Genomic DNA, 23,521 nt, shown 5'->3' on the forward strand with positions numbered 1-23,521 from the left:
AAGCGTAGATGAGATCGTAAGAATCCGTGACTGAAGTTGTCTGGCAGCAGCCAGCCTGCCCAAACACACGGGTGTAGTGTGGCAAAGCCTGAATTTAGTTCCAAACAGACTGGAAATTTAACACGACGACAAAGTCATGCGTCACTTTGGCGTCACTTTGGCGGCAGCGAGCCACTGGTGTGGTCGGCTCGGCCAGCGCCCCATCTACCTGCATGCACGCAAAGCCTGTCGGCCTGGGTGCATGATCAAGCCGCCCTGAGGTCCGCGCAGGCCTTCAAGCTGCAAGCAAGGCAGTGATGGCCTGCGCACACAAGACCATCAGACCCCCTGGAACCAAGCCCAGCAGCAGCACCAGCGCACCATTGAGGGAAAGCACCGAGCGAACATCGGCGCCCGCAACGATGGCAGCAGACTGGGTAGGTGCGTCAAAGTACATAATCTTAACCACGCGCAGGTAGTAAAACGCGCCAACGAGAGACATCAGAACGGCAAAAACAGCCAAGCCGACGAAAAATACCGAAGGCGAAGCCAGCAGGGCTTGCAGCACCGCCAGCTTGGCGTAAAAGCCAACCATGGGCGGAATGCCAGCGAGCGAGAACATGCAGATGGCCATGATCGCGGCCACCAAGGGACTGCGTTGATTCAGGCCGGCCAAGTCGCTGATCTGCTCCGATTCAAAACCACTGCGCGAGAGCAACAAGATGACGCCGAACACACCCAGGGTGGTCAGGACGTAGGTGACGACGTAAAACATGGATGCACTGTAGGCGGTGACCATGTTGGCGCCATCGAGCCCGTCAGCGCCCTGAACCACACCCGCGAGCAGGCCCAGCAACATGAAGCCCATTTGTGCGACGGTGGAAAACGCCAGCATGCGCTTGATGTTGGTCTGAGCAATCGCCGCTAGGTTGCCCACCAGCAGCGAGGCCACCGCCAGCACGCCAAGCATTTGCTGCCAGTCGATCGCCAGCGGCTGCATGCCCTCGACCAAGAGACGAATCAGGACGGCGAACGCCGCCAGCTTGGGCGCGCCTGCGATGATCAGCGTAACCGCCGTGGGCGCACCGTGGTAGACGTCGGGCACCCACATGTGAAACGGCACCACGCCCAGTTTGAAGGCCAGGCCAGCGACGACGAACACCAGCCCCAGAATCAGCACCTGGGTCGAACCCTTGAGGGTGGCTTGCCCACCGGCGATCGCCTGCATCACCTCGGCCAGGTCGAGCGAACCGGTGGCGCCGTACACCATCGACAGACCGTAGAGCAAAAAGCCGCTGGCCAGCGCGCCGAGCATGAAGTACTTCATGCTGGCCTCGATGGCCTTGGGGTCATCACGCCGCAGCGCCACCAGCGCGTAACTCGACAGGGTGAGCAACTCCAGGCCCAGGTAGATGACGACGAAGTTATGACCGGAGATCATGACGAACATGCCCAGCAACGCAAACAGCGACAGCGTGAACAACTCGCCCCCGCGCAGCATGTCGCGCCCGCCGGCGTAGGCACGACCGTAGACCAGCGTGACCATCATGGCCAGCGCAGCAAAGCACTTGAGCCAGTTACCCATGGGGTCGCTGACGATCATGCCGCCAAAGCCGACGATGGTGATGCCGCTGCTGGCTTGGTAGCCGGTCAGCAGCGCCGCCGCCGCCAGAGTCAGCAGGGTCAGCGCGTAGGTGGAGTCGCGCAGCGGTGATTTGACCGCCAGATCGAGCAGCAAAATCACGCAGGCCATCACCAGCAGCAGAATTTCCGGGTAAGCCGCGACCCAACTGAGGTTGTCAATCATGTAAACGTTCTCTTGCACTTGTGGTCAGACGCGAACTCAGTTCAACTTCGAGATGGCGACGTGGCGCAACAACTCGGCCACAGCAGGGTCCATCACGTCGGTGAAAGGTTTGGGGTAGACGCCCATGAACAGCACCGCAACAGCCAGCACCGCCATGATGAAAAACTCGCGCGCATTCAAATCGACTAGATTTTTCACGTTGTCATTGGCCACCGGCCCCAGGTAGACGCGCTTGAACATCCAGAGCGAATAGGCGGCACCGAAAATCAGCGCGCTGGCAGCAGCAGCGCCGATCCAGAAGTTGGCCTTGACCGCCGCCAGTATCACCATCCACTCGCCGACAAAACCGGCCGTGCCGGGCAGACCGGCGTTGGCCATGACGAACAGCAGGGCAAAAGCCGTGAACACCGGCATGGTGTTGATTACGCCACCGTAGTCGGCGATATTGCGCGAATGCACACGGTCGTACAAGACGCCAATGGCCAGGAACATGGCGGCCGATACAAAACCATGCGCGATCATCTGCACAATGGCGCCCGAGACACCCAAGTCGCTGAAGACGAAAAAGCCCAGGGTGACAAAACCCATGTGCGCCACCGACGAATAGGCGACCAGCTTTTTCATGTCTTGCTGCACCAAGGCGACCAGGCCGACGTAGACCACCGCCACCAGCGACAAGGCAATCATCAGCCAGGCCCACTCGGCCGAGGCGTCGGGCAGGATGGGCATGGAAAAGCGCAGAAAACCGTAGGCACCGAGCTTGAGCATGATGGCCGCCAGCACCGCCGATCCGCCGGTGGGGGCTTCAACGTGCACGTCGGGCAACCAGGTGTGCACCGGCCACATGGGCACCTTGACGGCAAAGGCGGCAAAGAAGGCAAAGAACAGCAACGTCTGCTCGGTTGAACTCAGCGGCAGCAGGTACCAGGTGGCGAGGTCGAAACTGCCGCCCGATTTGTTGAAGAGGTAGATCAGCGCCACCAGCATCAGCAAAGAGCCGAGCAAGGTGTAGAGGAAAAACTTGAAGGCAGCGTAGATTTTGTTCGGCCCGCCCCAGATACCGATGATCAGGTACATCGGAATCAAGGTGGCCTCAAAGAAGACGAAGAACAGCAGCGCATCCTGGGCGCTGAAGACGCCTATCATCAGGCCCGACAGAATCAGGAAGGCGCCCATGTACTGGTTGACGCGCTCGGTGATCGACTCCCAGCTCGCCAACACCACGATGACTGTGATGAAAGCGGTCAGCAACACCAGCCAGAGCGAGATACCGTCCACCGCCAGGTGGTAATGCACGTTGAAATGATCGATCCAGACCCATTTTTCAACGAACTGCATGGCAGCCGAGCCGACCTCAAAACCGGTATAGAGCGGAATGGTCACGGCCAGACTCAGCAGCGCCGAGAGCAACGCAATCCAGCGCACCGCGCGCACCTGATCGTCGCGCCCCAGGGCCAACAAAACGACACCAAAAAATATCGGCGTCCAGATCGCCAGACTCAACAAACCCATCTTATTTTCCTTCTTGTTCTTAGTTGGCGAACCAGACAAAGTAGGTCATGAACAGCAGCACGCCAACGATCATCACCAGCGCGTAGTGGTAGAGGTAGCCGGTCTGGGCACGGCGCAGCACCGCAGCGACGCGGTCGACCAATTTCCAACTTGCATTGACCATGCCCGCCTCGATCACACCCTCATCGCCGCCCTTCCACAAACCGAACCCGATGCCACGAGCACCGCGCGCCAGCACGTTTTCGTTGAACCAGTCGAGGTAGTACTTGTTTTCCAGCAGCGTCACCAAGGGGCTCAGGCGTCTGGCCAGCACCGCTGGCAGCGCGGGGTTGACCATGTACAAATACCAGGCTGCCAGCGTTCCAGCCAAGGCCAGATACAGCGGCGGGGTGAAGAAAGCATGACCGACCAGACCCAGCGGCGTGGTGAACACCTCGCCAAACTTGGCCAAGCCGGGATGCGCCTGGGTGTCAATGTAAATCGCATCGGCCAGGAAGCCGCCGAACAGCATGGCGTCGATCGTGAAATAGCCGATCAGCACCGAAGGAATGGCCAGCAACACCAAGGGCAGCGTGACCACCCAGGGTGACTCGTGCGGTTTGCCACTGTGCGCAGCATGCCCATGATCGTCGTGGTGGGCGTCGGGATTTTGATCGTAGCGCTCCTTGCCATGAAACACCAGGAAGTAAAGCCGAAACGAATAGAAAGCGGTGACGAACACGCCGGCCAGCAAGGCGTAATACGCCACGCCCGAAGCCCACTGGTTGCTGTACTTGACGGTCTCAATGATGCTGTCTTTTGAAAAGAAGCCGGAGAAGAATGGCGTTCCAACCAAGGCCAGCGTGCCGAGCAAAAAGGTGATCCAGGTGATAGGCATGTACTTGCGCACCGCACCCATCCAGCGAATGTCCTGGTTGTGGTGCAAGCCCATGATGACCGAACCGGCGGCCAGGAACAGCAGCGCCTTGAAAAAAGCGTGCGTCATGAGGTGGAACACTGCCACCGAGTAGGCCGATGCGCCGAGCGCGACCGTCATATAACCCAATTGCGACAGCGTAGAGTAGGCCACCACGCGCTTGATGTCGTTCTGGATGATGCCGAGCACACCCATGAACAAGGCGGTGACCGCGCCGGTGATGAGGATGAAATTGAGCGCGGTATCAGACAGTTCGTACAGCGGCGACATGCGCGCGACCATGTAAATGCCGGCCGTCACCATGGTGGCGGCGTGAATCAGGGCCGAAATGGGGGTTGGGCCTTCCATCGAGTCGGGCAGCCAGACGTGCAGCGGGAACTGCGCCGATTTGCCCATGGCGCCGATGAACAAACAGATGCAGATGACCGTGATCAGCATCCAGTCGGAGCCACCAAACGGGTTGGCAAAACCTATTGCGCTCAGCTCGTCGGCCTGAGCGAATATCTCACTGTAGTTGAGCGTTCCGGTGTAGGCGACGATCAGGCCGATGCCGAGAATGAAGCCGAAGTCGCCTACGCGGTTGACCAAAAATGCCTTCATGTTGGCAAAAATGGCGGTCGGTTTGTTGTACCAAAAACCGATCAGCAGGTACGAGACCAAGCCCACCGCCTCCCAGCCGAAGAACAGTTGCAGCAGGTTGTTGCTCATCACCAACATGAGCATGGAGAAGGTAAAGAGCGAGATGTAAGCGAAGAAGCGGTTATAGCCCTCGTCTTCTTCCATGTAGCCGATGGTGTAGAGGTGCACCATCAACGAGACGAAGGTGACCACCACCATCATCATGGCCGACAAGCCATCGATCAAAAACCCGATCTCCATCGTCAGGCCACCAACCACCATCCAGGTGTAGATGGTCTCGTTGAAGCGCGCTCCGGCCAACACCGCGTCCAGCGTCAGGGCGGACAAAACAAAGGAGATCAGCACGCCCAGGATCGTCAGGCTGTGCGAGGCGCGCCGCCCGATCAGGTTGCCGCCCATGACGGTACCCAAAATGCCGGCCAGCGCGGCGCCGACCAGCGGAGCCAGCGGAATAGCCAGCAGCATGCCAGCAGATAAAGTGGTGCTCATGGTATTCAGACCTGTTCTGCTGCGGGCTTCAACCCTTGAGGGTGCTGATCTCTTCGACACTGATGCTGGATTTCTTGCGGAACACCAACATCAGAATCGCCAGACCGATGGCCGACTCGGCGGCCGCCACGGTCAAAATGAAAAAGACAAACACCTGCCCGTGCAGGTCGCCCAGAAAATAGGAGAAAGCGACGAAGTTGATTCCCACCGCCAGCAACATCAGCTCGATGGACATCAGCAGCACGATCAGGTTGTTGCGGTTGAGGAAAATCCCGACGATGGAGAGCGCAAATAAAAGCGCGCCGACGGATAGAAAGTGACCCAGGGTCAGCGTGGTGAGCGTCATAGCTGGCCTTTCGCAGCGTCGGTCTGCGCGACAGGTGCAGGCTCATTCTTCTGCGTCGCCGTCATCGGCAGCACCCGCAGACGGTCTTGCGCACGCACGCGCACCTGCAAACTCGGGTCGATCGCTTTGCTGTCCTTGCGTTGACGCAGCGTCAGCGCAATGGCGGCAATCATCGCCACCAGCAAAATCGCGCCAGCGATTTGAATCGGATACAGGTATTCGCTGTAGAGCAGCAAGCCCAGCTCATGGGTGTTGGAATAGCCAGCTGCGTGGATACCGGTACCGGGTGCATCGGGGTTGCCGCTCACCGTCGGAAAGCCAACCCAAAGCACTGCAATCAATTGCAGTGCAACCAATGCTCCGACCAAGGCGGCGAGCGGAAAGTGCTTCCAGAAGCTGCGGCGCATGCGATCAGTTCGGATATCCAGCATCATGACCACAAACATGAACAGCACCATCACCGCACCGAGGTAGACCAGCACCAAGGTCAGGGCGAGAAATTCGGCCTTGAGCAGCAACCACAGGCATGCAGCCTGCGAAAAGGCAAGCATCAGAAAAAGCACTGCATACACCGGGTTGCGGGCGGTGATGACGCGAAAGGCTGAAAACAGCAATATGGCTGAGAACAGATAAAAAAAACCGACGGTGTAGTCCATGGGCGCTTGACGGTAAGTGGAGCGTTAGGCAGGGGCAGCGAGCGTTAAGCGAAATGGGTGCAGGCAGACTCTTGGCGGCTCTGTGTGGCAAATTCTGAACCATGCGCCAAGGTTTCAGCGGTATTTGGCATCGGCGGCCCTGGCTGCGGCAATTTGTGGCTCGAAGCGATCCCCCACCGCCAGCAGCATGTCTTTGGTGAAATACAAGTCACCGCGCTTTTCGCCGTGGTATTCCAGAATGTGCGTCTCGACGATGGCGTCGACCGGACAGGCTTCTTCGCAAAAGCCGCAGAAAATGCACTTGGTCAGGTCGATGTCGTAGCGCGTGGTGCGACGGCTGCCGTCGGCGCGCGTGTCCGACTCGATGCTGATGGCCACTGCCGGGCAGACCGCCTCACACAGCTTGCAGGCGATGCAGCGCTCTTCACCGTTCTCATAACGACGCAGCGCGTGCAGACCGCGAAAACGCGGCGACAGCGGTGTCTTTTCTTCAGGAAACTGCAGCGTCACCTTGCGGCGAAAAGCGTAGCGCCCGGTTAGAACCATGCCTTTGAACAGTTCAACCAGCAAGAAGCTCTTGAGAAAATCGCCCAGAGAAAAAGGCGCGACGACAGTCGGGGTATCAGCGGTGGTAGACATGATGGTGCGCCCGGTTTTCAGTTCCAGATATTCCAGGGGGACTGCATCAGCGCGCCGACCAGCACCAGCCAAATCAGCGTGATCGGAATGAAAACCTTCCAACCCAGGCGCATGATCTGGTCGTAGCGAAAACGTGGAAAGGTGGCGCGAATCCAGATAAACAGCGAGACGACGAAGCAAGTCTTGAGTCCCAGCCAGATCCAGCCCGGAATGGCGTTGAACAGCGGGGTGTCTATGGGCGGCAACCAGCCACCCAGGAACATCAGCACCGCCAGGATAGAGATCAGCCACATGGTGGCGTATTCGGCCAGGAAGAAGGTGGCAAAGCCCATGCCGGAGTACTCGACCATATGACCCGCCACGATCTCGGCCTCGCCCTCGACCACGTCAAAGGGATGGCGGTTCGCCTCGGCCACGCCGGAGATCAGGAATACCAGAAAAATGGGCAGCAGCGGCAGCCAGTTCCAGGACAGGAAGTTCAGCCCCATGTCGGCACCCATGCCGCTGGCCTGCGATGCGACGATGTCGCCCAAGTGCATGCTGCCCGCCGTCATGATGACGATCAGGAAGCAAAAACCCATGGCGATTTCGTAGCTGATCATCTGTGCCGACGCGCGCAGCGCGCCCAGGAAGGCGTATTTGGAATTGGATGCCCAACCGGCGATGATGACGCCGTACACCTCGAGTGAGGTGATGGCCAGAATCAGCAATAAGCCGGCGTTGACATTGGCCAAAATGGCCTCGGGGCCAAACGGAACGGCGACCCAGGCCGCCAGCGCCGGCATGATGGCCATCACCGGGCCCAGCCGCAGCAGTCCTTGGTTGGCCGCTGCCGGACTGATAATCTCTTTCGTCAGCAGTTTGAGGGCGTCAGCAATCGGTTGCAGCAAGCCAAACGGACCGACGCGGTTGGGCCCCATCCGCACCTGCATGAAGCCGATCAGCTTGCGCTCCCACAGTATGAGGTAGGCCACCGCACCCAGCAGCGGCAACAACACGGCAATGATTTTGATCAGATTCCACAGCACCGGCCAGGCCGCCGTGCTCCACCACGGGGCGGCAATCAGGCCCAGGCCGCCATAATAAATTGCGTCAATCATGCTCAGACTGCTCCCCTGCTGGCTGCGCCATTGGTTCTGCCGACTTGGGCGTCGGCGCTGCGCTGCAGCGCAGCGGCGCGCCGCACCAAAGCATCAAGCTGGTAAATCGAGGCCACGCAAGGTGCTTGGCGCGCCGGTCTCAGGTCGGGCACGGCCGTACTGGCGTTGCACAGGCGCGCGGCGTCGACCCGCTCGCCCGACGTCACGCCAGGCAGCAGCGCTGCCAGCACCGCCTGCGAGGAATCGGCATCAAAACCGGGCAAGCCCAGCAGGTTAGCCAGCACGCGCAGCAGCTTCCAGGCCGGACGGGTATCGGCCAGCGGCCGCACCACGGCATGAAAGCTCTGCAAGCGCCCTTCGGCGTTGACGAACGAGCCCGAGGTTTCGGTAAACGGCGCCACCGGCAACAACACGTCGCTGATGTCCAGGTTGGTTTTAAAGGGGCTGAGCGTGACCACCATGTCGGCCGATTGCAGACCCGCGCCGCCAAGCGCGCTGTCGCTGTCGGGTTCGGCATGCAACAGCAGCACCGCCTTGAGGCCACCAGCGAGCATCTGCTGTGCGTTGAGTCCACCCGGCCCGGGCAAGGCGTGCGCCAGTTGCGCGCCAACGGTATTGGCGGCTTCGCTGAGGTAGCCTACGCTGGCACCGGTCTGCTGCGCGATCCAGTTGGCCAGCGCCAGCAAGCTGGCGGCTTTTTCATGGTGGGCGGCGGCGTTGCCCAGCAAGACAGCTTTGCGCTCGCCACCCAGCAGCGACAGCGCCAGCGCGCGCGCCGCATCGCTCACCACGGCGTCCACCGGTGGCTTGGCACCGGTTTGCTGCCCCACGGCAACGGCCACGCCAGCGAGTGCGCCGACCCAAGTGGCGCTGTCGGACAGCAAGGTGTTGCGCACAGGCATGGCCCAGTCGGGCGCTTGCTCAAGCAGCGCGCTGACTTGGCATCCCTGGCGCACTGCCTGGCGGATACGCTGGGCAAACAAGGGATGGTCTTTGCGCAGGTTCGAGCCGATCACCAACACGCGATCGAGGCGGGACAAAGCGGCCACCGGCAGACCCAGCCAACGCGCCGAACCCGCTGCTGCGACATTGGAAAAATCGGCGTGGCGCAAGCGGCTGTCTACGTTTTCACTGCCCAGGCCGCGCACCAGCGCGGCCGCCAGCGCCAGTTCTTCCAGGGTGCTGTGCGGGCTGAGCAGCGCGCCGATGGCAGCCGCACCGTGTGCGCTCTTGACCTGCTTGAGACCGTTGGCGACGTATTCAAGCGCGGTCTGCCAGCCCACTGTCTTCCAGACCCCGCCTTGCTTGATCATGGGTGCTTGCAAACGATCGGCGCTGTTGAGGGCTTCGTAGGAGAAGCGGTCACGGTCGGCGATCCAGCACTCGTTGACGGCTTCGTTTTCCAGCGGAACGACGCGCATGACCTGCTGGTTTTTCACCTGCACGATCAGGTTGGCACCGGTCGAGTCGTGCGGGCTGATCGATTTGCGGCGCGACAATTCCCAGGTGCGCGCCTGGTAGCGAAATGGTTTGCTGGTCAGCGCACCGACCGGGCACAGATCGATCATATTGCCCGACAGCTCGGAATCAACGGTTTGACCGACGAAGGTTTCGATCTCGGCGTGTTCACCGCGATGCGACATGCCTAACTCCATCGCGCCGGCGATTTCCTGACCGAAGCGCACGCAGCGCGTGCAGTGGATGCAGCGGCTCATCTCCTCCATCGAAATCAGCGGACCGATGTCCTTGTGAAACACGACGCGCTTTTCTTCTTCGTAGCGCGAACGGGCCGCGCCATAACCGACCGCCAAGTCTTGCAACTGGCATTCGCCGCCCTGATCGCAAATGGGGCAGTCCAGCGGGTGGTTGATGAGCAAAAACTCCATCACCGACTGCTGCGCCTTGATCGCCTTATCGGACTGGGTACGCACCACCATGCCCATGGTCACCGGCGTGGCGCAGGCCGGCATGGGTTTGGGCGCTTTTTCCACCTCCACCAGACACATGCGGCAATTGGCGGCGATGGAGAGCTTCTTGTGATAGCAAAAATGCGGAATGTAGGTGCCGGCCTTTTCTGCCGCATGCATGACCATGCTGCCGGCTGGCACCTCCACCTTTTTTCCGTCGAGTTGGATTTCTATCATGTGCTTGGCTTGTCTCAGACGCTGGCCCGAACCAGGGAAGTCTTGTGTGCGATGAAATGTTCGAACTCGGGGCGAAAGTGCTTGAGCATGGCGCGCACCGGCATGGCTGCGGCTTCGCCCAGGGCGCAAATGGTGCGGCCCATGATGTTTTCGGCCACGTTGTCGAGCAGCTCCAGATCGGCTGGCCTGCCCTGTCCGCGGTGGATGCGGTCCACCAGGCGCCAGAGCCAGCCGGTGCCTTCGCGGCAGGGCGTGCACTGGCCGCAGCTCTCGTGCATATAGAAGTACGACAGGCGCTTGAGCGACTCGACCATGCAGCGCGAGTCATCCAGCACGATCACCGCGCCCGAGCCCAGCATGGAGCCGGCCTTGGCGATGGAGTCGTAATCCATGCTGCATTCCAGCATGGTCGCCGCCGGCACCACCGGAGAAGACGATCCGCCCGGAATCACGGCCTTGAGTTGACGTCCCTGGCGCACGCCACCGGCGAGTTCCAGCAGTTTGGCAAACGAAGTACCCATGGGCACTTCATAGTTGCCGGGTGCTTCGACGTCACCGCTGACGGAAAAAATCTTGGTGCCACCGTTATTTGGTTTGCCGCAGGCCAGATAGGCCGGGCCGCCGTTTCGGATGATCCACGGCACCGCTGCAAAGGTTTCGGTGTTGTTGATGGTGGTCGGTTTGCCGTACAGACCAAAGCTGGCCGGAAACGGTGGCTTGAAGCGCGGCTGGCCTTTCTTGCCCTCCAGCGACTCCAGCAGCGCGGTTTCCTCGCCACAGATGTAAGCGCCAAATCCGTGGTGGGCGTGCAGTTGAAAACTGAAGCCGCTGCCCAGCAGGTTCGTGCCCAGATAGCCGGCAGCGCGCGCTTGCTCTAGCGCGGCCTCGAAACGATCGTAGGCGTCGAAAATTTCGCCGTGGATGTAGTTGTAGCCGACGCTGATGCCCATCGCGTAGGCGGCAATCGCCATGCCTTCGATCACGATGTGCGGGTTGTGCAACAGGATTTCGCGGTCCTTGCAGGTTCCGGGCTCGCCTTCGTCGGAGTTGCACACCAGGTACTTCTGGCCCGGAAACTGGCGCGGCATGAAGCTCCACTTGAGGCCGGTGGGAAAACCCGCCCCACCGCGCCCGCGCAGCGCCGACTCTTTCACGCAGGCAATCACCTGCTCTTGCGTCATGCCGATCGTCGGCGGATCGCCAGCCGGGGCCAAGCCGTCTTGGCCCAGTATTTTGCGCAGCGCCGAATAACCACCGCGCGCCACGTAATCCGGCAAGGACCAGTTGCGGCCGTTGAGTCCGGCCAGGATGTGCGGCTCGATGTGCCGACCGTGAAAACAGGTCTGCACGCCGGTGCTGCGAAACTGCGAGAGGATATGTTCTGCGTTCATGGCTTTGCCTGGGCCGAGGCGCGCAGCCCGTCGATCAATTGGTCGAGCTTGTCGTTGCTCATGAAGCTGCACATGTGGCGGTCGTTGACCAGCAGCACCGGCGCGTCGGCGCAGGCACCCAGGCACTCGCTTTGCTGCAGGGTGAACAAGCCATCGGCGCTGGTGCCACCCATCTCTACGCCCAGTTGCCGCTCCAAATGCCCAAGCGCCCGGTAGCCGTCGCGCAACTGGCACGGCAGGTTGGTGCAGACGTTGATCTTGAACGCGCCCACCGGCTGTTGGTTGTACATGTTGTAGAAGGTCGTGACCTCGTGCACGGCCATGGCAGCCATGCCCAGATAGTCGGCAATGGCTTGCTCGGCCGCGCGGCTCACGCAGCCCTGCTCCTGCTGCACGATGGCCAGACAGGCCATGACGGCCGACTGCGCCTGCTCGGCTGGGTACTTGGCAACCTCGCGCGCAAAGCGCTGGCGCGTGGCGTCGGACAGCGGCATGGCGCTCACCGGCCCACTGGCGAGGGGACGATCTGCGTTCATCGGTCGATCTCTCCAAAAACGATGTCCAGGGTGCCTATGATGGCCACCGCGTCGGCCAGCATGTGGCCGCGCACCATTTCATCCAGGCTGGCCAAGTGGGCAAAGCCGGGGGCGCGGATTTTCAGTCGGTAGGGCTTGTTGGCGCCGTCGCTCACCAGGTAGATGCCGAACTCGCCCTTGGGGTGCTCCACTGCAGCATAGGCCTGCCCCTGCGGCACATGAAAGCCCTCAGTAAAGAGCTTGAAGTGGTGGATCAAGTCCTCCATGCTCGACTTCATAGATGCACGCGCGGGCGGCGCCACCTTGCGGTTGTCGGTAATGACTGGACCGGGGTTGACGCGCAACCAATCGACGCACTGCTTGATGATGCGGTTCGACTGCTTCATCTCCTCCATGCGCACCAGGTAGCGGTCGTAGGTGTCGCCAGTTTTTCCGACCGGGATGTCAAAATCCATCCGATCGTAAACCTCGTAGGGCTGCTTCTTGCGCAAGTCCCAGGCAACTCCCGAGCCGCGCAGCATAGGCCCGGTCAGGCCCAGGCTGAGCGCACGTTCGGGCGTGACCACGCCAATACCCACCGTGCGTTGTTTCCATATCCGGTTGTCTGTCAGCAAGGTGTGGTATTCGGCCAGATGGGTCTGGAAACGCTGGGTGAAATCTTCGATGAAGTCCAGCAGTGAGCCCTGGCGGTTGCTGTTCAACTGCGCCATGGCGCGCGCGTTGCGAATTTTGCTGACCGTGTGCTGCGGCATGCTGTCGGGCAGATCGCGGTAGACGCCGCCCGGGCGGAAGTAGGCCGCGTGCATGCGCGCACCCGACACCGCTTCGTACATGTCGAACAGGTCTTCGCGCTCGCGAAAGGCGTAGATCAGAATGGTCGAGCTGCCGCAATCGTTGCCGTGCGAACCCAGCCACATCAGGTGGTTGAGCAGGCGCGTAATTTCGCTGAACAGCACGCGGATAAATTGCGCGCGCAACGGAACTTCAATGCCCAAAAGCTTCTCAATTGCCAAGCAGTAGGCGTGCTCGTTGCACATCATCGAGACGTAGTCCAGCCGATCCATGTAAGGCAGGGCCTGGATGAAGGTTTTGTGCTCGGCGAGCTTCTCAGTCGCACGGTGCAGCAAGCCGATGTGCGGGTCGGCGCGCTGCACGACCTCGCCATCGAGCTCTAGCACCAGGCGCAGCACGCCGTGCGCGGCCGGGTGCTGCGGACCGAAGTTCAGGGTGTAATTCTTGATGTCAGCCATATGCGTCAGCGACTGCGGCCCAAGCCCTCAGTGCAAGCCCCCGTAGTTGTCTTCGCGAATCACGCGCGGCGTGAGCTCGCGCGGCTCGATCGTGACCGGCTCGTAAACCACGCGCTGGCGTTCAGCGTCGTAGCGCATTTCGACATGGCCCTCGAGCGGAAAATCTTTGCGAAACGGATGGCCAATAAAACCGTAATCGGTCAGGATGCGACGCAGATCGTCGTGCCCCTCGAAGACGATGCCGTACAGGTCGAACGCCTCGCGCTCGTACCAGTTGACCGAAGCCCACAGTGGGGTGAGCGAGTCCAGCAGCGCAAAGTCGTCCTGCGGGCAGAACACGCGCACGCGCAGGCGCTGATTCAGACTGACCGAGAGCAGGTGCACCACAACGGCGAAACGCGCTCCGTCCCAAGCACCGTCGTCATAGGTTTTGAAGTCGATGCCGCACAAATCGATTAATTGCTCGAAACGGGTTTGCGGCGCATCGCGCAGGGTCTGCATGACGGCAAAGTAGTCGGCTGCAGCCACGTCCAGCGTGACCTCGCCGCGCTCGATCGCGATGGCACGCACCGACTCCCCCAGCAGAGCCGACACGGCGCTCATGATCGCTTCTGGTCGGGTTGCGTAGGCGCTGGCTGTCTCACTCATGTACCGGCTTTCTGAACGGGAATCTGGGCGCGCGCCGCTCAAGCGCGCGCAATGGTGTGGGTGCGACGTATTTTTTGCTGCAATTGAATGATGCCGTACAGCAAGGCTTCGGCCGTGGGTGGGCAGCCGGGCACATAGACATCAACCGGAACGATGCGATCGCAGCCACGCACCACCGAATAGCTGTAGTGGTAGTAGCCGCCGCCGTTGGCGCACGAACCCATGGAGAGCACCCAACGCGGCTCGGCCATCTGATCGTAGACCTTGCGCAGCGCGGGCGCCATCTTGTTGCACAGTGTGCCCGCCACGATCATCAGATCCGACTGGCGCGGACTGGCCCGAAACACCTCGGCCCCAAAGCGCCCCAGGTCGTAGCGCGCCGCGGCCGAATGCATCATTTCGACCGCACAGCAAGCCAGACCAAAACTCATCGGCCAGAGCGATCCGGTTTTGGCCCAATTGACCACCGAATCGTAGCTGGTGGTGACAAAACCTTGCTTGAAAACGCCTTCAATCATGTTTCAATCCGCACCCGAACCAGCCGGGTGAAACAACACGGAAGAGGTCACGACCCGCCCGTGTTCGGTTATCCCCCTGAGGGGGAGGTTTCCAACCGGAGTTGGTTTTTGATGAAACACTCCGGTGCATTCGCTCAGATGACCAAACCCTATTCCCAGTCCAGCGCACCCTTTTTCCACTCATAGACAAAGCCCACGGTGAGAATGAGCAAAAACATCAGACCCGCCAGAAAACCAGTCATACCGATATCGGAAAACGCCACCGCCCAGGGAATCAGGAAGGCGATTTCGAGATCAAACAGGATGAACAGAATGGCCACCAGATAGTAGCGCACGTCGAACTTCATGCGCGCGTCTTCAAAGGCTTCGAAGCCGCATTCGTAGGGTGAGTTTTTTTCTGCGTCTGGTCGGTTCGGACCCAGGATGTAACCCAAGACCTGCGGCACCACGCCTACCGCAATACCGACCAGAATGAACAGCAGAACGGGAAGGTATTGTTCGAGATTCATTATGAATATTGGACATGGCGTGGGGCCATGCTGTCTCATGATTGGTGCCGACGGCGAGACTCGAACTCGCACAGCTTGCGCCACTACCCCCTCAAGATAGCGTGTCTACCAATTTCACCACGTCGGCTATATCTGCTCGACTTGACGGGCTGCAACAGCAGCCAGTCATGCCAAACAGATGGAGATTCTAACCCGAAACGACGCCCCTGTTTTCTGGTTGTGTCGAGTGGTTTTTCAAACCGACCCGATCAAGCCAGGCCCAAGCGGCTGGCGCATCACTGACCCGGGATCTGGCCTGCTCCTGGGGCTGCCGGGGGGACAGCGGCCGCGCCTGCGGCCGGCGGCGGCACCGGTGTCTGACCGGGAATCTGTGCTGCCGTCGGTTGCTGCGCCGGCAGCACAGCACCTTCAAGCACGGTGCCTGTGCCGGGCTCCTCGCCCAGGTTGGCAAAGTAGGCCAAGCCCAGCGTGCTGGCCAGGAATAAAGTGGCCAGCACGGCCGTGCTGCGCGACATGAAGTTGGCACTGCCGGATGCGCCAAACAAGGTCGCCGAGCCGGCTCCGCCGCCGCCAAAAGCCGCGCCTGCATCGGCGCCCTTGCCGTGCTGCAACAAAATGAGAACGATCATGGTCAGCGCTGTAAGCATTTGAACCGCCAGCAATAGCGTCAATAAGAGGTTCATTTTTTTCTCCAGAAACAAGTAAAGGACGAAGAGGTGGCGCCGCTCGGGTTCAGCCGGCCAGCGCCACGATCTGCAATAAATCGCTCGCTTTGAGCGAGGCGCCACCCAGCAGCCCGCCGTCTACGTCGGCTTGTGCCAGCAGGCTGGCAGCGTTGTTGGCATTCATGCTTCCGCCGTACAGAATGCGCACCCGTGCCGGGTGTTTGGTGGCCGCCGCCAGTTGCGCGCGCAGCACCGCATGCACCTGCTGCGCCTGCTGCGGCGTTGCGGTTTGCCCGGTTCCTATGGCCCAGACCGGTTCATAAGCCAGCACGATTTCACTCGTGCAGTGCGCCACGGTGTGAATCACCGCAGCCAGCTGGCGTTTGACCACTGCTTCAGTCAAACCGGCCTGGCGCTCGGCCAGAGTTTCGCCGACGCAGACAATCGGCGTGATGCCAACGGCCAGCGCGCGCTGTGCTTTGGCGGCCACCACGGCGTCGGTCTCGCCGTGCTGCTGGCGGCGTTCGGAGTGGCCGACCAGGCTGTAGCGGCAGGCAAAGTCCTGCAACATGGCCGCGCTGACCTCGCCGGTGTAGGCACCCTGCGCGTGGGGCGAGACGTCTTGCGCCCCCCATGCAATCGGACTGCCCTGCAACAGCGACTGCACTTGCGCCAGATACGGCGCCGGCACGCACAGCGCCACGTCGGCACCGGGCGTGCTGCCGCGCAAGCCCTCAAGCAAGGCCTCGAGCAAGGTGGCGTTGGCAGCCAAGCTGCCGTTCATTTTCCAATTGCCCGCAATAAGTTTTTTCATATCGAAGTTCCCGCTGTGCACCCGCACGCGTGCCGCTCAGTCCCAGCGCAGGACCAGCTTGCCCACATGTTGGCTGCTCTCCATCAAAGCGTGTGCTGCACCCGCCTGGGCCGCATCGAACACACGGTACAGCACCGGCTTGACGCGCCCTTGCGCCAGCAGCGGCCAGACCTGCTCGCGCAGCGCCGCCGCAATGGCGGCCTTGAACGCCGGCGGACGCGCACGCAAGGTCGAGCCGGTGATGTGCAGACGGCGGCGCAGCAGCAGGGCGGCGTTGAATTCAGCCTGAACACCGCCTTGTACGGCGATGATAAGCAGCCGGCCGTCTTCTGCCAAGCACTCGACCTCGCGCGCGACGTAGCTGCCCGCCACCATGTCCAGGATCACATCGACCCCGCGGCCACCGCTGAGTTCGCGCACGGCAAGCGAAAAGTCCTGTGTTTTGTAATTGATCGCGTGCTCGGCACCCAGCGCCATACAGGCGGCGCATTTGGCGTCGCTGCCGGCAGTGACCCACACGCGCGCGCCGCGCGCTGTGGCGATCTGTATGGCTGCCACACCGATGCCGCTGCTGCCCCCTTGCACCAGCAAGATTTCGCCCGGCTGCAAGCGGGCGCGATCGAACACGTTGCTCCAGACCGTGAAGAACGTCTCGGGCAGCGAAGCCGCCGCCACTTCGTCAAGCCCGGCAGGCAGCGGCAGGCACTGAGCCACCGGCGCGACGCAATACTGCGCATAGCCGCCACCAGCCACCAGCGCGCAGACGCGGTCGCCCATCTGAAATCCCGCCGCTGCCAGCGCCGCCGCGTCGCCCGCCTCGATCACGCCCGCGACTTCCAGCCCGGGTATGTCAGAGACGCCGGGCGGCGGCGGGTAATGGCCGCGGCGCTGCAACACGTCGGGCCGGTTGACGCCCGATGCGCGTACCCGAATCAGCAACTCACCCGCACCCGGCTGCGGCTGAGCGCGCTCACACAGGCGCAGCACCTCAGGCGCGCCATAGGCGCTGATCTCGACCGCTTGCATCACCGCAGAACCGCCAAGACGCTTAGGGCTGTTGTTGCTGAGCGGCTGGCTCGGCAGGTGCGGCGTTGCGGTCGATCAGCGCCTTCATGGACAGCTTGACGCGCCCTTTTTCGTCGGTCTCGAGCACCTTGACCTTGACGATCTGGCCTTCGCTCAGGTAATCGGTGACTTTTTCCACCCGTTCATGGGCGATTTGACTGATGTGCAGCAAACCGTCCTTGCCCGGCAACAGGTTGACCAGCGCGCCAAAATCCAGAATCTTGGTGATCGCGCCTTCGTAGACCTTGCCGATTTCGACTTCGGCCGTGATCTGCTCGATGCGGCGCTTGGCTTCGTCAGCTTTGCCCGCGTCGGTGGCGGCAATGGTGATGCTGCCGTCATCGTCAATGTTGATCTGGCAGCCGGTTTCTTCGCTCAGCGCACGGATCACGGCGCCGCCCTTGCCGATCACGTCGCGGATTTTCTCCGGATTGATCTTCATGGTGTAGAGCTTGGGCGCGAAATTCGACACTTCGGTCTTGGCTTGGCCCATGGCGTCCTGCATCTTGCCCAGGATGTGCATGCGCGCTTCCTTGGCCTGCGCCAGCGCGACCTGCATGATTTCCTTGGTGATGCCCTGAATCTTGATGTCCATCTGCAGCGCGGTCACGCCGTTGGGGGTGCCTGCCACTTTGAAGTCCATGTCGCCCAAGTGGTCTTCGTCGCCCAGAATGTCGGTCAGCACGGCAAAGCGGTTGCCGTCCTTGATCAGGCCCATGGCAATACCGGCCACGTGGGCTTTCATCGGCACGCCCGCGTCCATCAGCGCCAGGCAGCCGCCGCAGACCGACGCCATGCTGGAAGAGCCGTTCGATTCGGTAATTTCAGACACCACGCGCATGGTGTAGGGGAAGTCTTCCTTGCTCGGCAGCGCGGCAATCAGCGCGCGCTTGGCCAGGCGGCCGTGACCGATTTCGCGCCGCTTCGGTGAGCCCACGCGACCGGTTTCGCCGGTAGCGAACGGTGGCATGTTGTAGTGCAACATGAAGCGGTCTTCATAGTCGCCCGACAGCGCGTCGATGCGCTGCGCGTCGCGGTCGGTGCCCAGCGTGGCCACTGCCAGCGCCTGGGTTTCGCCACGCGTAAAAAGGGTCGAGCCGTGCGTGCGTGGCAGCACGCCGCTGCGGATTTCGATCGCGCGCACGGTGCGCGTGTCGCGCCCGTCGATGCGCGGCTCGCCTGCCAGAATCTGGCCGCGCACGATCTTGGCCTCAATCTCGAACAACAGGCCTTCCACCGCCACGCCGTCAAACGCCACGCCTTCGGCTTTGAGCGCCGCCATCACGTCGGCGTAGGTGCTGCGGCAGGCTTGCGTGCGCGCCTGCTTGTTGCGAATTTGATAGGCAGCTTCGAGCTTGGATGTGGCCAGGGCGCCAATCTTGGCGATCAAGCTCTCGTCCTTCGCCGGCGGCTGCCAGACCCACTCGGGTTTGCCTGCGTCGCGCACCAGCTCGTTGATGGCGGCGACCGCGACATTGCCCTGCTCGTGGCCGAACACGATGCCACCGAGCATGATTTCTTCGCTTAACTGGTCGGCTTCCGACTCGACCATCAGCACCGCGCCTTGCGTACCAGCGACCACCAAGTCGAGCTGCGAGGCCTTGCGTTCGGTCTGACCGGGGTTGAGCACGTACTGGCCGTTGACGTAACCGACGCGGGCGGCGCCGATCGGGCCATGGAACGGAATGCCGCTGATCGACAACGCGGCCGATGTGGCAATCAGGGCAGCGATGTCGGCGTCCACCTCGGGGTTGAGCGACAGCGTATGCACGACCACCTGCACCTCGTTGAAAAAGCCTTCCGGGAACAGCGGGCGGATCGGACGATCGATCAGGCGGCTGGTCAGGGTTTCAAACTCGCCCGGGCGGCCTTCGCGCTTGAAGAAGCTGCCCGGAATGCGGCCAGCGGCGTAGGACTTCTCCAGGTAATCGACCGTCAGCGGAAAAAAGTCCTGCCCAGCCTTGGCGTCATTCCTGGCCACCACCGTAGCCAGCACCACGGTGCCCTCCATATCCAGCAGCACGGCGCCGCTGGACTGGCGTGCGATTTCACCGGTTTCCAGGGTGACGCGGTGCTGGCCCCACTGAAAGCTTTTGCTGACTTTGTTGAACATGCTCATGTTTTCTCCTGTGTGCCGCAGCGTTTGAAACGCGGACGACGGGGCGCGCAGAACGGCTGCGCAAAAAAACCGGAAAAACAAGCCAGAACACGATGCCATTCCAGCGCCGCTGCCGCGCAGTACGCAGACCGGCAACCGCCCTGGAATGACACAGCTTCGCTCTGCTGCTGCTCCGGCGTCAAAATGACCCGCAGCAATGCAAAAAACGCCCGAGCCAGCGAACCAACTCAGGCGTTTTGTGCGTCATGCGGAGACGGGGCTTACTTGCGCAAACCCAGTTTGGCGATCAGGGCGACGTAACGCTCGGCGTTGCTGGACTTGAGGTAGTCAAGCAGCTTGCGGCGCCGACTCACCATGCGCAACAGACCACGGCGGCCGTGGTGGTCTTTGGCGTGCGTTTTGAAGTGCGGGGTCAGCTCGTTGATGCGAGCGGTCAAAATGGCGACCTGCACCTCTGGACTACCGGTGTCGTTGGTGGCGCGGGCGTTGGTCGCGATCACTTCGGCCTTGGCGGCGTGAGAAATCATAAAATTCCTAGAAAACATTGACATGCGTCCCGCCGCAGGTGGCCCGATGCAACTGGAATCAGGCGCGCCGCAACGGGCGTGATTACCCAGATGCCATCTGAGCAACGTTGGATTATAACGTAGAAGTCACCGACGCTGCGCGGCTTTATCGCGCAGCGTCCGTGTGGACTGCTGGGTTGGGCACCACGGCTACAAGGCCGCGATGAATTCGTCTATCGATACGTCCGCCTGACGCAAGATACCCGCCAGAGTGCCGACTTTGACTTCGCTATGCAGGGGGACGACACAACCTTTGGAACCACGACGCATTGTCAAGGCGTTTATTGATGCGGCTGGCTCCTGCGCCCTTGTTCATCTCGTGGTTTTTCCATTGCACCAGCGTGGGCTTGTCGTACAGGTTGACTTCCAAGTCCCCCAGCAAGCCCTTGAACTCGTCGAACAAAAGCCCTTTTTCGTAAATCGTGCGCTTGGCGTTGTCGTGTTCTTTTTCTTTCAGGTAGCCCTTGATGGCCTCGGTCAGCACGATAGAACGGGCTAGAAGGCGTTTTGGGGCTTCGGTGAGGGGTTGGGTAGCCCTGCCCATGTTCATGGCCTCTTGTAGCGGCGGATTCGCGCCGTGAATGGCTTTGTAGGCTTCGATGGCTTTCATCATGCGGTCGAAGTCCTCGGGGCCGTCCGATTTCATCACGCCCCGCGACAAGTCCAGCTCGAACTTGTGAGCGATGTCGTCAAGGCTGGGGAAAGTGGGCTTTTCGTTCATGGCGCGTTTTCGTTCAAGGGCTTCATTGAACTGTAGCGCCAACAAACGGGCAACCGTGGGGCTGCGTGTGCCTAGGCTGTGCTGCGTCTCGCGGCGCTTGCCTGTGGGGTCTTGCCAGATAACACGGAGAGAAAAAACGCCGTGTCGGTTTTGCTTCAACCTCGGAACTCGGATCATGTGGGAACCCTAAGTGGGAACCTGTCGCGAGTTTTTTGGTGAAAAAACCTTTCAAATTCAAGACCTTAGAAAAGGTTGGGGTGGCTGATGGGGCTCGAACCCACGACCACAGGAATCACAATCCTGTGCTCTACCAACTGAGCTACAGCCACCGCAAGCTTTTCATTATAGCTCGAAAGAACATGGCGCCTGGTTACCCCAGGACACCCTGCCCTCTCCCATCAGCGCGAGATGGCGAGGGGTGGGTGGGGGACAGACGCGCACTTGGTTTCACGCTGAGAATATCTGCCCGGCAAAGGGCGGGGGCTGGGGCCAAGCCGGCGGCATCACTGCAGTGCGGCGTTGGCGGTGGCAGGTGGCGGCGGCGCCACCTTGATCTGCACGTTAAAACGCGCTTTCAAGGTCTCGAGGTAGGCCAGACTCTCGGCTGCCGACCACCACTGGCTGTACTGCTGCACCTCCTGACGCAAGGCTTCTGGCTCGCGCGGCTGGCGCGCTAGCACCTGTTCGACTTTGACCACGACATAGCCTTGTTCGCCCATATTCACACCCACCCAGGCCGGCAGTTGCGCCGGGTTGGCGCTCAGAGCCGCCGTGAGCACCGGCCGGGACAGGCCCTGGGTGTGCTCGCGCGAGACCGTCAGCACGGGTGACAGGGCTGCTACAGCCTGACCGGCTTTGCCGGCCGCCAGTTGCGCCTGGCCGGCCGCGCGCGCGAGTTCGGCGGCCCGCTGGGCCACCAGGCGCGTGCGAACCTGCTCGCGCACTTGCGTCAGCGCCTGGGTGCGAGCAGCCGTGTGCTGAACGATGCGGGCCGAAACGAGTTGACCGGGGGCGGTTTCGATTGCTTCGGTAGCACGCTTTTGCGCAATCGAGTCGGGCGCGAATAGGGCGTTCAGCAATCCCTCATGGGCCAGCACTCCGGCATCTGGACGGGGCTGGCGGGTCACGGCCCGGGCCGTCTGGATGGTCAGGCCGAAACGCTCGGCCACCGGCGCGAGGCTCTCGCCCTGCTCGTACACCAGGTTGCTGAACGGCTCCATCGACTGGGTGAACAGACGCTGCGCCTGCTGCAGCCTCAAATCGGCCTCGAGTTCGGGGCGCATTTGCTCGAAACTGCGCCGCGGCGGTGTTCTGATATCGACCAGTTTGATGATATGGAAACCAAAATCGGTTTCCACCAGCTCTGAAATGCCTCCTTGTTGCAGCGCAAATACGGCATCCTCGAAAGGCTTGACCATGGCCCCGCGAGAAAAGTAGCCCAGATCGCCGCCGTTGACGGCCGAACCGGGGTCTTGCGAATGGGCACGGGCCACATCGGCAAAGGTCTGCGGCGCCTGGCGCACCTGAGTCAGCAGCGCGCTAGCGCGCTGGCGCACCTGTTCCTTGTCGGCCGCTGTGGCGCCTGGCGCTACGCTGAGCAAGATATGACTTGCCCGGCGCTCTTGCGGGCCAGCCAGGCGTTCAATGTTTTGCTCGTAGTAGGCGCGCACATCGGTTTCTGCCAGCGCAATGCCGGGCGCCAGCGCGTTGGCGTCGAGCACCACGAATTCCACGTCGGCTTGCTCGGGCGCCTGAAACAGGTACAGATTGGCGTCGTAGAAGGCTTGTATTTCGGCGTCGCTGGGCACGACGTCAGCGGCATGATCGCGCGCATCGAATGACGCCACCCGCACCTGGCGCTGCTCAAAGAAGGCGTTGAGCGCGATCTTGGCCACGGCCTCGGGCGCAAAACTCGAACCCTCCAGACCCTGCAGCACCTGGATTTGCGCGAGTTCGGCGCGCACCTGGGCTTCGAACAGCTCCGGCGTCAGGCCCTGGCGCGCAAGCAACTGGCGGTAGGCCTCGACGTCCAGCGTGCCGTCCGGGCGGCGCAGTCCGGCAATGACTTCGTGTTCCTGCAGGCTCAGCGCCAACCGCTGGTCGCTGATGTGCAGCCTGTATGCTTGCGCCGCCGCCGTCAGCACGCGCTGGCGCACCAGATGCTCCAGCGTGGCAAAGCGCGCCTCGGGGCTGTCGAGCATGGCGGGGTCTATCGTTGGCATGGCTTGACGCAGGCGCTGCGACTGCTCTTGGTGCGCCCGATCCCAATCGACTTGGGTGATGTCTTGGCCGTCCACCTGCGCCACCGGCGCGCCGCGCGGGTCGGGAGTAAAGCCTTCGATGCCCACCAGCACGAACGACGGGATGATCAGGATCAGCAAGACAGCCATCAGGATTTGCTTGCGATTGCGAATTGATTCGAACATGCCTGGGAGCCCTGAAACTAGAAGCCGAAAGCGCTGCTTGATAGTGAAAAAAAGGCGAACCGGGGT

General features: G+C 61.4%; 21 protein-coding genes and 2 tRNA genes. All 23 read right to left on the reverse strand.

The genetic code is table 11. The features are described 5' to 3' along the window. Positions 1-274: 274 nt before the first annotated feature. The gene (nuoN, locus tag EST26_RS05340) at positions 275-1,786 is read right to left on the reverse strand and encodes an NADH-quinone oxidoreductase subunit NuoN (protein ID WP_291065931.1); all 1,512 of its coding nucleotides are present in this window, start codon (positions 1,784-1,786) and stop codon (positions 275-277) included. A gap of 36 nt (positions 1,787-1,822) precedes the next feature. Next, a complete protein-coding gene (locus EST26_RS05345) occupies positions 1,823-3,298 on the reverse strand; it encodes an NADH-quinone oxidoreductase subunit M (protein WP_291065933.1) in 1,476 nt (491 codons plus the stop codon). Positions 3,299-3,317: 19 nt separating this feature from the next. Beyond that, on the reverse strand, positions 3,318-5,342 hold the full coding sequence (gene nuoL, locus EST26_RS05350) for an NADH-quinone oxidoreductase subunit L (protein WP_291065935.1): 2,025 nt from the start codon (positions 5,340-5,342) through the stop codon (positions 3,318-3,320). Between the two features lie 28 nt (positions 5,343-5,370). Continuing rightward, a complete protein-coding gene (nuoK, locus tag EST26_RS05355) occupies positions 5,371-5,688 on the reverse strand; it encodes an NADH-quinone oxidoreductase subunit NuoK (protein WP_291065937.1) in 318 nt (105 codons plus the stop codon). Continuing rightward, positions 5,685-6,344, reverse strand: coding sequence for an NADH-quinone oxidoreductase subunit J (locus tag EST26_RS05360; RefSeq protein WP_291065939.1), 660 nt, complete (start codon positions 6,342-6,344; stop codon positions 5,685-5,687). The genes nuoK and EST26_RS05360 overlap by 4 nt, the downstream gene beginning before the upstream one ends. 114 nt (positions 6,345-6,458) lie before the next feature. Then, entirely contained in the window at positions 6,459-6,983 is a 525-nt protein-coding gene (gene nuoI, locus EST26_RS05365; RefSeq protein ID WP_291065940.1) for an NADH-quinone oxidoreductase subunit NuoI, read from the reverse strand. Between the two features lie 17 nt (positions 6,984-7,000). Further along, positions 7,001-8,083 (reverse strand): NADH-quinone oxidoreductase subunit NuoH, encoded by a 1,083-nt coding sequence (gene nuoH / locus EST26_RS05370; protein ID WP_291065941.1) that lies wholly within the window; start codon positions 8,081-8,083, stop codon positions 7,001-7,003. A 2-nt stretch (positions 8,084-8,085) separates the two neighbouring features. Then, positions 8,086-10,227, reverse strand: a complete 2,142-nt coding sequence (gene nuoG / locus EST26_RS05375) for an NADH-quinone oxidoreductase subunit NuoG (protein WP_291065943.1) — start codon at positions 10,225-10,227, stop codon at positions 8,086-8,088. Between the two features lie 14 nt (positions 10,228-10,241). Next, positions 10,242-11,618, reverse strand: coding sequence for an NADH-quinone oxidoreductase subunit NuoF (gene nuoF / locus EST26_RS05380; protein WP_291065945.1), 1,377 nt, complete (start codon positions 11,616-11,618; stop codon positions 10,242-10,244). After that, positions 11,615-12,154: an NAD(P)H-dependent oxidoreductase subunit E gene (locus EST26_RS05385; protein ID WP_291065946.1), complete on the reverse strand. Its 540-nt coding sequence runs from the start codon at positions 12,152-12,154 to the stop codon at positions 11,615-11,617. The genes nuoF and EST26_RS05385 overlap by 4 nt, the downstream gene beginning before the upstream one ends. Further along, a complete protein-coding gene (locus EST26_RS05390; RefSeq protein ID WP_291065948.1) occupies positions 12,151-13,404 on the reverse strand; it encodes an NADH-quinone oxidoreductase subunit D in 1,254 nt (417 codons plus the stop codon). Before EST26_RS05390 ends, EST26_RS05385 begins: the two co-directional genes overlap by 4 nt. 27 nt (positions 13,405-13,431) lie before the next feature. Next, positions 13,432-14,052 (reverse strand): NADH-quinone oxidoreductase subunit C, encoded by a 621-nt coding sequence (locus EST26_RS05395; protein ID WP_291065950.1) that lies wholly within the window; start codon positions 14,050-14,052, stop codon positions 13,432-13,434. A 38-nt stretch (positions 14,053-14,090) separates the two neighbouring features. Continuing rightward, a complete protein-coding gene (locus tag EST26_RS05400; RefSeq protein ID WP_291065952.1) occupies positions 14,091-14,570 on the reverse strand; it encodes an NADH-quinone oxidoreductase subunit B family protein in 480 nt (159 codons plus the stop codon). A gap of 149 nt (positions 14,571-14,719) precedes the next feature. Further along, a complete protein-coding gene (locus EST26_RS05405; protein ID WP_291065954.1) occupies positions 14,720-15,079 on the reverse strand; it encodes an NADH-quinone oxidoreductase subunit A in 360 nt (119 codons plus the stop codon). 42 nt (positions 15,080-15,121) lie between these two features. Further along, a tRNA-Leu gene (locus EST26_RS05410) sits at positions 15,122-15,206 on the reverse strand. Between the two features lie 148 nt (positions 15,207-15,354). Next, positions 15,355-15,762: a preprotein translocase subunit SecG gene (gene secG, locus EST26_RS05415; RefSeq protein ID WP_291065956.1), complete on the reverse strand. Its 408-nt coding sequence runs from the start codon at positions 15,760-15,762 to the stop codon at positions 15,355-15,357. Between the two features lie 49 nt (positions 15,763-15,811). After that, entirely contained in the window at positions 15,812-16,558 is a 747-nt protein-coding gene (tpiA, locus tag EST26_RS05420) for a triose-phosphate isomerase (RefSeq protein WP_291065958.1), read from the reverse strand. A 36-nt stretch (positions 16,559-16,594) separates the two neighbouring features. Continuing rightward, complete coding sequence (locus EST26_RS05425; RefSeq protein WP_291065959.1) at positions 16,595-17,584, reverse strand: NAD(P)H-quinone oxidoreductase; 990 nt, start codon at positions 17,582-17,584, stop codon at positions 16,595-16,597. A gap of 22 nt (positions 17,585-17,606) precedes the next feature. Continuing rightward, positions 17,607-19,742: a polyribonucleotide nucleotidyltransferase gene (gene pnp, locus EST26_RS05430; protein WP_291065961.1), complete on the reverse strand. Its 2,136-nt coding sequence runs from the start codon at positions 19,740-19,742 to the stop codon at positions 17,607-17,609. A 260-nt stretch (positions 19,743-20,002) separates the two neighbouring features. Continuing rightward, entirely contained in the window at positions 20,003-20,269 is a 267-nt protein-coding gene (rpsO, locus tag EST26_RS05435) for a 30S ribosomal protein S15 (RefSeq protein ID WP_291065963.1), read from the reverse strand. 268 nt (positions 20,270-20,537) lie between these two features. Beyond that, complete coding sequence (locus EST26_RS05440) at positions 20,538-21,029, reverse strand: hypothetical protein (protein ID WP_291065965.1); 492 nt, start codon at positions 21,027-21,029, stop codon at positions 20,538-20,540. Between the two features lie 253 nt (positions 21,030-21,282). Further along, positions 21,283-21,358: transfer RNA gene (locus EST26_RS05445), tRNA-His, on the reverse strand. Positions 21,359-21,532: 174 nt separating this feature from the next. Then, positions 21,533-23,455: a SurA N-terminal domain-containing protein gene (locus EST26_RS05450; protein WP_291065966.1), complete on the reverse strand. Its 1,923-nt coding sequence runs from the start codon at positions 23,453-23,455 to the stop codon at positions 21,533-21,535. Positions 23,456-23,521: the final 66 nt, after the last annotated feature.

Origin of the sequence: Hydrogenophaga sp. (assembly GCF_014773545.1) — a bacterium.
Lineage (GTDB): Bacteria > Pseudomonadota > Gammaproteobacteria > Burkholderiales > Burkholderiaceae_C > Hydrogenophaga.